Annotated in this window: 6 protein-coding genes; 4 read left to right on the top strand and 2 right to left on the bottom strand. The window is 53.1% G+C overall.

What is annotated here, in order from left to right; all coding sequences use genetic code 11:
- Positions 1 to 30: 30 nt before the first annotated feature.
- Genes FH871_RS17240 through FH871_RS17225 form a run of 4 tightly spaced genes read left to right on the top strand, consistent with a single transcriptional unit; the run spans position 31 to position 7620 of the window.
- A complete protein-coding gene (locus FH871_RS17240; RefSeq protein WP_138992659.1) occupies positions 31 to 1554 on the top strand; it encodes a SusD/RagB family nutrient-binding outer membrane lipoprotein in 1524 nt (507 codons plus the stop codon).
- 33 nt (positions 1555 to 1587) lie between these two features.
- Positions 1588 to 4485: a tetratricopeptide repeat protein gene (locus tag FH871_RS17235; RefSeq protein ID WP_138992658.1), complete on the top strand. Its 2898-nt coding sequence runs from the start codon at positions 1588 to 1590 to the stop codon at positions 4483 to 4485.
- 42 nt (positions 4486 to 4527) lie between these two features.
- A complete protein-coding gene (locus FH871_RS17230) occupies positions 4528 to 6015 on the top strand; it encodes a S10 family peptidase (protein WP_138992657.1) in 1488 nt (495 codons plus the stop codon).
- 33 nt (positions 6016 to 6048) lie between these two features.
- Complete coding sequence (locus tag FH871_RS17225; protein WP_138992656.1) at positions 6049 to 7620, top strand: S10 family peptidase; 1572 nt, start codon at positions 6049 to 6051, stop codon at positions 7618 to 7620.
- 156 nt (positions 7621 to 7776) lie between these two features.
- On the opposite strand, the gene purD is transcribed toward FH871_RS17225, so the two are convergent.
- Together purD and recQ are read right to left on the bottom strand one after the other, a co-directional pair.
- A complete protein-coding gene (gene purD / locus FH871_RS17220) occupies positions 7777 to 9066 on the bottom strand; it encodes a phosphoribosylamine--glycine ligase (protein WP_138992655.1) in 1290 nt (429 codons plus the stop codon).
- A gap of 87 nt (positions 9067 to 9153) precedes the next feature.
- Entirely contained in the window at positions 9154 to 11364 is a 2211-nt protein-coding gene (gene recQ, locus FH871_RS17215; RefSeq protein WP_138992654.1) for a DNA helicase RecQ, read from the bottom strand.
- Positions 11365 to 11421 lie beyond the last annotated feature (57 nt).

The following is an 11421-nucleotide window of genomic DNA, read 5'->3' as shown; positions in this document are numbered from 1 at the left end:
TGATTACGAATCGAACAAACCATTGAGATCATGAAGAAATTACTCTATACTTCCCTTCTTGCCACGGGGCTCTTTTTCAGCTCCTGCAGTTCTTACCTGGATGTCAACGACGACCCGAACAACATTCAGCGTGTTCAGGTGTCGCAGTTGCTCCCTTCCGTTACGGTCAACATCGGCTACATGGGCGCCAGTGACCTTTTCCGCTACGCCAGCCTGCTCTCGCAGCAGTTCAGTGGTCAGGGTCCCAATACCGGTTTCGGGACGTTTAAAGAATACGAGCGGTATAACATCAACGACTCCGATGTCAATAGCCAGTGGGTCCGGATTTTCGGCACGACGGTGAGTGACCTGGAGCTGATGATTGCGCAGGCCACCCGCGAAGGCAGTCCGCATTATGCCGGGGTCGGAAAAATCCTGAAAGCGTATGTCTATCAGATCCTTGTCGATGCCTGGGGCGATGTTCCTTATACGCAGGCCGGCAAACACAGCGAGAATTTCTACCCGGCTTTTGACGACGACGAGGTGATTTATAAGGACCTGACCCGCCTGATCGACGAAGGGCTGACGGATGTCAATGCCGCCACCTCGGCGCTGTCGCCCAACCAGTTCAGCACGATTTACAGCGGAACGACCTGGGCGGTTTCCAAAGACAAATGGATCAAGTTTGCCAATACGCTGAAACTGCGAATCTTTCTGCATTATTCGGCCAAAGACCAGGCCTATGCTTCCCAGCAAATTACGGCGCTGGTAAACAGCGGAGCTAAATTCATGGAAAGCCCGGCGGACAATTTCCAGATGGCTTTCCTGGCCGAGTCACAACGCCAGAATCCACTGTACAGCATGGAAAACGGCCAGTTTAGAAACCAGTTTTTTCCCAACCGGTTCATTGTCAACCTGATGAATGGCAAGAACGACCCCCGCCGGTCTTCGTATTTCATTCCGTTTCCGTTCAACTCCAACCCGGCTACCTTCAAGGGTGCCAGTGTGCTGGATACCGATCCGTCGTCGGCTTATTCCCGGAACTATCAGTATATTTACGGAACGGCTTCAGCGCCCAACGTTTCGTTAATCAATCCGGACGGGAGCCTGAAAGACGGGGCCATTACCTTCTCGGGTGCAGGTCCAGCCCGGTTGCTGACCTTCGCCGAATACAACTTTATCCGAGCCGAAGCCGCTTTGCTGTATGGCGCACCGGGCAATGCCCAATCGTTTTTCGAAGCCGGTATTCGGGCATCCATGACCGACGCGGGCGTGGCCGCAGCGAATGTGACGACCTACCTGGCGACTCAGGGAACGCTGACCGGAACCAACCAGCAAAAACTGGAGCAGATCATTACGGAGAAATATGTAGCGAACCATGCGGTTTTGATGGAACCCTGGACGGATTACCGCCGGACGGGTTATCCGGCCCTGACCCCGCACAAAACACCGATGGCCATTTACGACGAAGTGCCCCGGTCCTTGTTCTACGCGCAATCGGAAATCAACAACAATCCGAATGCGAAGCAAAAGGCATCCATGCTGGATCGCGTTTTTTGGGATACCCGCAAATAAGCGATTCCGGTTAGACCTAAACTCTTTTTTCACATGCTGAAAAAGTCTTTCCTGCTCCTTTTCCTGCTCGCCATTACCTCAGCGGTAATGGCGCAGCAGGTTGGTGATACGCGCCGGGCGCAGGCCGATCTCGAAAAAACACGCGCGGAGTTGCTCAGTCAGGTGAACCGAGCGACTGGCAAGGCCAAAACCGTCAAAAAAATGCTGGACCTCGGGTTGTGGCCGCAAGCCCTGGCCGAGATGAAAACCGGAAAAGGGCTGACGGTGGTTGAAAAGCTGTTGCTGCAGGCCGAATACGACTGGCTGAACAATGACTTTAAAAAAGCCGAAGTTTCCGTCACAAAAGCCCTGTCGCTGGATAAAAACAACCGCTGGGGTCGGCAATTGAAAGCGGTTTTGGCCATTGAAGCCTGGGATTTGCAAAACGCAGTCAATCAGTGCCGGTCTATTCTGGCCAGCCATCCGACGGATGCGGAAACGGCAATCGTGCTGGGCCGTGCGCTGTTGTTGCAGAAAAACTACACCGAAGCGATGGCCGTTGCCAAAAAGCTTCAGAAGCAGAATCCGTCGCTGGCAGCCGCCTACCAACTGGAAGCGAATGTGTATTTCTGGGATCAGCACCCCGAAAAAGCCGAAGCGCCCCTGGTGAAATCGCTCACGCTCGACCCGTTCAACGCCGATGCCCGTTTCAGCTACGGCTACGCCATCTGGCGCCGGATCGATGCCACGCAGCTCAACGACATGGCGGCTCAGTGGCAACTCGCCCTAAACATCAATCCGCTGCATTTTCAGACGCACTGGCATTGGGGCAACGGCCACACCAACCTGACTTATGCCGACTATGCCGACAAGGATGAGAAAGAAATCCGGGAAAAACTGAAGGAAGCCGACCGGCTGTTTCGGACAAAACAGTTGGCCAGCGCCCTGGCCGTGACCCACCGGGTCGGCAAGGAATATCCGCAGTCGGTTTTGCCCGCCATGCACCGCGCGTCGCTGTATTACAGCGATTTTGACAACCCGAACCGGAAAAGCAACCTGGATTCGGCCGAAACCATCTTCCGGTCTATTCTGGCTACCAAAACCCACTATGGCCCGGCCCACAACGGCTTGTCGGCGGTGATTAAATCCAAGCGAATTCCGTACCTGATGACGTACGATTCGACTACAAATGTGCTGAAAACCACCCGCATCAGCGATCCGGAGAACTTTGTCAATGTGTTTCCCGACCTGAGCTATTATCCCGGCGACCGGGCCAAAGCGATGGTCTGGAATCAAATGTACACCAGCGTGGTGTATTTCCCCTTCCTGTCCAAGCAGGATAACGCCTTTGTGGTGCCGCCCTTGCACATCGACCTGGCGCTGGCCATGCGCGCGCCCCATTTTCGGTACAACACCACCTTTGACAACCGCCAGTGGATGGACATTCGGGGCGTGGGAAGCGGGGCTGCGGCCATTGAATACGTCGAACGGGGAGCCTATCAGGAACGGAATGTCGTCTTGCACGAATACGTCCACCTGTTCCACGGTCGCGTGCTGACCGACGCCGAAAACCGGCAGATCCGCGCCCTGTATTACAACGCCATGAAAAACGGATTGACGCTGGATTATTACTCCCAGAACAACGAATCGGAGTATTTTGCCCAGACCTACCCGGCGTATTTTGAACCCATGAAAGTGCATCCGCTCGACTTCAAGTCGATGAACACGACGGCGGAACTGAAAAGCCGGGACCCGAAAATGTATGCCTTCCTGGACGCGCTGGTGAAAAAAGAACGGGCGTATCTCAACGGCGACAAGGTGGTGATGGCTTCCAACTGGGCGCAGGTTTACCTGAACATGAGCAACAAGGTCGTTAGAACCGATCCGGCCAAAGCGGCTGCATTTCTGGATACGGCGTTGGTCTACGACAAAAAATACCAACCGGCTTACCTGGCCTACGCGCGTCTGAAACAGCAACAGAAAGCGTTTGATCAGGCCTACACGTACATCAAAACCGCCGAAGAAATCGACCCGAACTACGCGCCGGTGTATGCCGCTTATGCGCAGTGGGAAGAAGCGAGCCATACGCCGGACAAAAACCACGACGAGCTCATCAAAACCCAGGCGCGTTGGCTAAAAAAGGCGCTGGATCTGGAAAAAGATTACCAGACCCGGGCCACGCTGTCCATTCAGTTGCGGGAAATGTATGTGCAGAATGCCCTCCTGGGACCGGCCATCAAAGCGGCTGAGGACTATGCCGCCAACGGGCCGGATGTCTCGACCTACCTGCGCGACCGGCGTGATGATGCGCGGGCCTTTGCTGCGGCCCGACGCGCCATGCTGGGCCATGCCGACCAGCTCGATGGCCTGAAAAAACTGGTATTGCAACGGCCCCAGAATTATGAGTTACGGGGTTTGTATGCCGACGCCTTGCTGGCGAATGGCCGCTATCAGGAAGCGATTGAAACCATGAAGCAGGTGCAGCGGATTCTGGATGCGGGGAAAAATGCCCGCCCGGATTTTGATCTGCGGATTGCGGAGGGCTATGCCAAACTGCAAAAACCGGATTCCGTGTCGTACTTCCTGACAAAAACCCTGGCGGACAAACAAACCCTGACCGGGCTGTATAAACAACGCCTGGTGCGACTGCTGGCCGAATCCAACCGGTTGCCGGAAGCCGAAACGCTGTATACAACCCTTTCCACGAAGGGCGATGCGGTTTACCAATCGGCAGCTTTGCAATCGGATGGGGTGTTATTGCTCCTGAGTAAAAAAACAGAGGAGGCCGTGGCTGCCTTTAAAAAGTCGCTGGCGCAAAATCCGTATAATACCGAAAGTTACGTAGCGCTGGCAAAACTGTATAAGCAAACGGGCCAGCAAACCGAGTTCGATGCCTTAAACGCAACGGTCAACCAACTGGATATCAAACCCGGAAAACTGACGGGCTTATGAACCGGTAACATCTAAAAATCAGTCCTTTTAACCCATCACATCATGAAATACCTTGCTCCCCTCCTGTGGGTGTGCTTTCTGACTACCTTTTCTTCCTTTGCCCAAAACCGCACGCTGAAACTGGATGCGGCCGTAACGACCACCGATCAGGTTACCATTAAAGGCAAAGTGGTTCCCTACAAAGCTACCGCCGGTACGCAACCGGTTTATGACGAAAACGGCAAGCCCATCGCCAGTCTGTTTTACGTCTACTACGAACGCTCCGATGTGACCGACCGGACGACGCGGCCCCTGTTCATTTCTTTCAACGGCGGGCCGGGCGCGGCTTCCTGCTGGATGCACATCGGCTACACCGGTCCCAAGCGCGTCAAAGTCGACAGCGAAGGTTATCCTGTTCAGCCGTACGGCGTTACGGACAATCCGCATTCCATTCTGGACGTGGCCGACATTGTGTACGTCGAACCCGTCAACACCGGTTTTTCGCGGCCCGTCAATGATTCGATTCCGAGGTCGAAGTTTTTTGGCGTCAATGCCGACATCAAATACCTGGCCGAGTGGCTCAATATGTTTGTGAGCCGTAAAAACCGCTGGCCGTCACCCAAATACCTCATCGGCGAAAGCTACGGAACGACGCGCGTTTCGGGCCTGGCGCTGGAGTTGCAAAACGCCAACTGGATGTACTTGAACGGCGTGATTCTGGTGTCACCGACGGATCTGGGCATCGACCGGAAAGGGCCGGTAGCCGCTGCCAACATGCTGCCGTATTATGCCGCCACAGCCTGGTACCACAAAGTGTTACCCACCGATTTGCAGCAGAAAGATCTGGATGCCATTCTGCCGGAAGTCGAGCAATTTACCATCAATGAACTGACACCGGCTATCGTCAAAGGCGGTTTTCTGGAGCCGGAAAAGAAAAAGCAGATGGCAGCTAAAATTGCCCGGTATTCCGGTTTATCGGAAAAAGTCGTGCTCGAACACAACCTGGCGGTTCCTTCGTCTTTTTACTGGAAAGAGCTGTTGCGGGATAAAGGCTTCACGGTGGGTCGGCTGGACTCCCGCTATCTGGGGATCGACCGGCAGGGAGCGGGCGAGCGGCCTGATTATGCGGCTGAGTATGATTCCTGGAAGCATTCGTTTACGCCCGCCATCAATTACTACCTGCGCGAAAAACTGAACTACAAAACCGACCTCAAATACTACATTTCCGGCCAAACCGGGCAGTGGGACCGTGCGGGGCAGAATACCGACCGGACGGGCGAAAACCTCCGGCAGGCCGTAGCCCAGAATCCGTACCTCCACGTAATGATCCAATCGGGGTATTACGACGGCGCGACTGATTATTTCAACGCGAAATACAACCTCTGGAACATGGACCCGAGCGGCAAACTGAAAAACCGTCTGCAATGGAAAGGCTACCGGGGCGGTCACATGATGTACCTGCGCGACGAAGACCTTGCCACCTCGACCGAAGACATCCGCGAATTCGTCAAAAAAACCTTGCCAAAACCGGACCAACCCGCCAAATACTAAACCTAACTATCTGATTTTAACCACAAACAACCCATGAAAAGAATTGTAGTTATACTCCTGCTGGCTGTTACCACGGGTTCCTTGTCTTTTGCGCAACGCCGACAGGGCGGTCCGCCACCGGCGGCTGCCGAAGCCACTCCCCGGCCCGCCGGTGCGCCTTCGGCCAAACCCGGTCCCAACGACCTGAGGCTCCCGATGGACTCCACCATCACGACATCGCACACCGTTACGATCAAGGGCGTCAAAGTGCCTTATACGGCGATGGTGGGAACACAGCCGGTTTGGGACGAAGAGGGTAAGCCCATTGCCGGCGTATTTTATACCTACTACGAACGGACGGATGTGAAAGACCGCACCACCCGCCCACTGGTCATTTCGTTCAACGGGGGGCCGGGAACCGCGTCGGTCTGGATGCACCTGGCCTATACGGGGCCTAAACTGCTGAACATCGACAGCGAAGGTTATCCATTACAACCTTACACGCTCAAAGACAATCCCAACTCTATTCTAGACGTGGCCGACATCGTCTACATCGATCCGGTCAACACGGGCTATTCCCGCCCGGCCAGCAAGGACGTGCCCCGCTCGAAGTTTTTCGGGGTAAATTCTGACATCAAATACCTGGCGGAATGGCTGAACACCTTCGTAAGCCGGAAAAACCGCTGGCCGTCGCCCAAATACCTCATCGGCGAAAGCTACGGAACCACGCGGGTTTCGGGTCTGGCACTGGAGTTGCAAAACGCCAACTGGATGTACCTCAACGGCGTGATTCTGGTATCACCGACCGATCTGGGAATTGAACGGAAAGGGCCGGTGGCGGCTGCCAACATGCTGCCTTTTTATGCGGCCACGGCCTGGTATCACAAAGTGCTGCCCGACGACCTGCAAAAGAAAGATTTGACGGCCATGCTGCCGGAAGTGGAGCAATTCACCATCAACGAGTTTATTCCAGCGCTGACGATGGGCGGTTTTCTGGACCCACAGAAGAAAAAGCAGATTGCCGCCAAAGTCGCCCGGTATTCCGGTTTGTCGGAAAAAGTCGTGCTGGAGCATAACATGGATATTCCGGCTTCTTTCTTCTGGAAGGAACTGCTGCGTGACAAAGGCCATACCGTTGGCCGACTGGATTCACGCTATCTGGGAATCGACCGGGAAGATGCGGGCGAGCGTCCGGATTATTCCCCGGAACTGACGTCCTGGCTGCACTCGTTTGCCGCTCCCATCAACTACTATTTCCGGGAATTCCTGAACTACAAAACTGACCTGAAATACTACATGTTCGGGCCGGTGCATCCCTGGGATCGGGCGGGTCAGAATGCCGACCGGTCGGGCGAAAACCTGCGGCAGGCGATGGCCCAGAATCCGTACCTGCATTTGCTGGTCCAATCCGGCTATTACGACGGGGCCTGTGACTATTTCAATGCCCAGTATAACATGTGGCAAATGGACCCCAGCGGAAAACTCAAAGCCCGAATGGACTGGAAAGGCTATCGGAGCGGCCACATGATGTATTTGCGTCAGGAAGATCTGGTGACGTCCAACGAGGACATTCGGAATTTCATCAAAAAATCGACGCCGAAGCCCAATCAGCCTGCGAAGTATTGAGGTTGACGCGGTTTGATTCAATCAATCAACCGACTTCAATTCATAGTAGCCAGCTTCAGGACATTTATCTGATCAGCAGAAAGACCTGAAACCAATCGAAAGACAACAAAAAAACCGCCCCGAAGTAGGGCGGTTTTTTTGTATAAACGTGTCTGATTAATCCTGATAGCGAATCAAATCAAGCCCAATATCTTTCCGGTAGTATTTCCCCTCGAACTGCACTGCGCGGGCCGCTTTCTGCGACTTCATAACGGCATTTTCGAGTGAATTGGCGACGGCCGTCAACGCCAGCACACGGCCCCCGTCGGTCAGCACGTGGCCGTTGAAACCCGGTTTGGTACCGGCATGAAAAGCCGTTACGTCGTCCAGCATCGTGAGTTCGGTGATCGACTTGCCTTTCTCGTACGCATCCGGGTAGCCCCCCGACACAACGACGGTGGTGACGGCGGTTTGCGGGGAAATCTGGAGCTGAATTTTATCCAGTTCGCCATCGGCCGTTGCCACCATCAATTCCACAAAATCATTCTGAATGCGCGGCAGCACGACTTCCGTTTCCGGGTCACCCATCCGGGCGTTGTATTCAATGACGTAAGGTTCTTCCTTGACATTAATCAGACCGACAAAAATAAAACCCTGATAGCGAATCTCTTCCTTTTGCAAACCGGCCAGCGTCGGCTTGACAATCTTCTCTTCGACCTTGTTTAAAAACTTGGCCGTGGCAAATTTCACAGGCGAAACCGCCCCCATGCCGCCGGTATTCGGGCCGGTATCGCCCTCGCCGATGCGCTTATAATCTTTTGCTTCAGGCAGGATTTTGTAGTTAACGCCATCGGTCAACACAAAAACCGACAGTTCAATGCCTTTCAGAAACTGCTCGACAACGACTTTATTGCCGGCTTCGCCAAAGCGGCCGCCGGTCAGCATATCGGTCAATACCGCCCGGGCTTCGGCAATGGATTCGGCAATGATAACGCCTTTTCCGGCTGCCAGCCCGTCGGCTTTTAACACCACCGGCAGTTGATGCGTGTCCAGATACGCCAACCCTTCTTCCAGCGTTTCAGCGGTAAACGTCCGCGATGCCGCTGTCGGAATACCGTGCCGCTGCATGAATTGCTTTGAAAAATCCTTGCTGCCTTCAAGTTGGGCTCCGCGCTGATCCGGTCCGACAATTCGCAGTTTTTCCAGATTTTTTCGAGTCCGGAGCGTATCGACCAGCCCTTTCACGAGCGGTTCTTCCGGGCCAATTATCAGCAAATCGATTTCGTGTTGTTGAATGGCCTCCGCGATGGCATCGGCATAGTTGAAGGCAATCGGCAAATTGGTGGCGACCAGGGCTGTTCCGGCATTACCGGGTGCGACATACAATGTGTTACACAGTGGACTTTGCGCTATTTTCCAGGCAAATGCGTGTTCCCTTCCGCCCGATCCAAGTATGAGTATATTCATTCTGAGTTAAGAATTAAGAATTAAGAGTCAAGAGTTAAAAGTTATATGCATCCGCTAACTCTTAACTCCTAACTCTTCACTCTTAACTTAATTTGCTACTTCCGATAAAAACTTGATACGCATTAACCGCAATTCTTCTTCTGAATAATCGTCGTTGGCAAACTCCCGCATGGCCACCCCGATGTTGTCGGTTTCGGCCCGCATGAAGTAGTCGTAAATATCGTCCTGCCGGTCACTGTCCATGATCTGGTTGATGTAATAATCCAGATTCAGGCGCGTTCCCGAATAACAGATGTGTTCGATTTCTTCAATCAAATCTTCCATCGTCAGGCCTTTCGACTCCGAAATTTCCTCCAGATCCACCTTCCGGTCGATCTGCTGAATGATGAAAATCTTGACCTTCGACTTGTTGACCATCGACTTCACCACGACGTCCTTCGCCGTTTCGATGTCGTTTTCTTCAACGTATTTGGCAATCAGGTCGATGAACGGTTTGCCAAATTTCACCACTTTCCCCATGCCGACCCCATTGATCTGGGCCATTTCTTCCCGTGTGGTCGGGTAGGTCGTTGCCATTTCCTCCATCGACGGATCCTGGAAAATGACATACGGGGGCAGGTTCTTTTCTTTGGCTATTTTCTTCCGCAGGGCTTTGAGCAGACCCAACAAGGCTTCATCGTAGGCACTGCCCGACGACATGCCGCTGTCCTTGTCTTCATCCTCGGCCTTTTCCTCGTCGATTTCGTAGTTGTGATCTTTCGACAAGGTGATGGAATACGGATCCTCGATGTAGTGTTGTCCCTTCGCCGACAGTTTCAGGACACCGTAGTTATCGACATCCTTATCCAGATACCCATAAATCGTAATCTGCCGGATGAGCGAACACCAGAATTCAACGCTTTCGTTGAACTCTTTGCCTTTGCCATAAACATCGAGCTTATGATGTTCATAACTCGTAATATACTGGTTTTCAGTACCAGTCAAAACGTCGGCCAGGTGGGCGGCATCGAAGCGATGATCGGTTTGCAAAACCGCCTGAAGTGCCAGTACGATCTCGTCCTGTGCTTTAAACTTCTCGGTCGGTTTCATGCAATTATCGCAGAATCCGCAATCCTTGTCCTGGTATTCCCCGAAATAACTCAACAGTTGCCGGCGACGGCAGACGCCCAGATTCGCATACGACACCATTTCCATAAGCAGGTGCTTGGCGTTGTCGCGTTCCGTAACCGACTTGTCTTTGTTGAATTTCTCCAGTTTAACAATGTCATCGATGCTGTAGAACATCAGGCAGTTGCCTTCCAGCCCGTCGCGACCCGCCCGACCGGTTTCCTGGTAGTAGCCTTCCAGCGACTTGGGCGCGTCGTAGTGAATCACGAACCGGACATCCGGTTTATCGATGCCCATGCCAAAGGCAATCGTAGCCACCACCACATCCACGTCTTCGTTCAGGAAAGCATCCTGGTTGTGCATCCGCGTCTGCGAATCCAGCCCGGCATGATACGGCAGCGCCTTGATGTCGTTGACATTCAACAGTTCGGCAATCTCTTCCACCATCTTCCGGCTCAGGCAGTAGACAATGCCTGACTTGCCTTTGTTGTTCTTGATGTAGCGGATGAGCTGCTTTTTCGCGTCCGCTTTCGGGCGAATTTCGTAGTAAAGATTTTTGCGATTGAAGGACGTTTTGTAGATGTGGGCATCCTCCATTTGCAGGTTTTTCTGGATGTCCAACTGCACTTTCGGCGTTGCTGTGGCTGTCAAAGCAATCACCGGCAGATTACCAATGTTGTCGATGATGCCCCGGATTTTGCGGTATTCAGGCCGGAAATCGTGGCCCCATTCCGAAATACAGTGCGCTTCGTCGATGGCCACGAACGAGATGTTGGCTTTCTTCAGAAAGTCCAGGTTTTCTTCTTTCGTCAGCGATTCGGGGGCGATGTAAAGCAGTTTCAGCGTACCGTTCAGGGTATCTTTCTTGACTTTGTTCATCTCCGCCTTGCTCAGCGTCGAATTCAGAAACTGGGCGTTGATACCAAAGGCATTCATTTGATCGACCTGGTTTTTCATCAGGGCAATCAGGGGAGAAATGACAATGGCCGTTCCCTCTGAGGAAATGGCAGGAAGCTGGTAGCACAGGGATTTGCCGGCTCCAGTAGGCATAATTACAAATGAATTGATCCCCGCCAGAATATTGTGGATAATGGCTTCCTGGTCGCCCCGGAATTGGCTGAATCCGAATATATCTTTTAGCTTCTCTTTTAGAGATACCTGCACCGATGGATCTAACTGCGTCGTCGTCATCTCAAAATTGCGGAAGGTTACTACACTTTATTTGGTTGTATCTTTGCCTTTATAAAA

The sequence above is a fragment of the Larkinella sp. C7 genome, from assembly GCF_006149005.1.
In the GTDB taxonomy this organism is placed as follows: domain Bacteria; phylum Bacteroidota; class Bacteroidia; order Cytophagales; family Spirosomataceae; genus Larkinella.
This window is presented reverse-complemented; position numbering and strand designations above follow the sequence as displayed.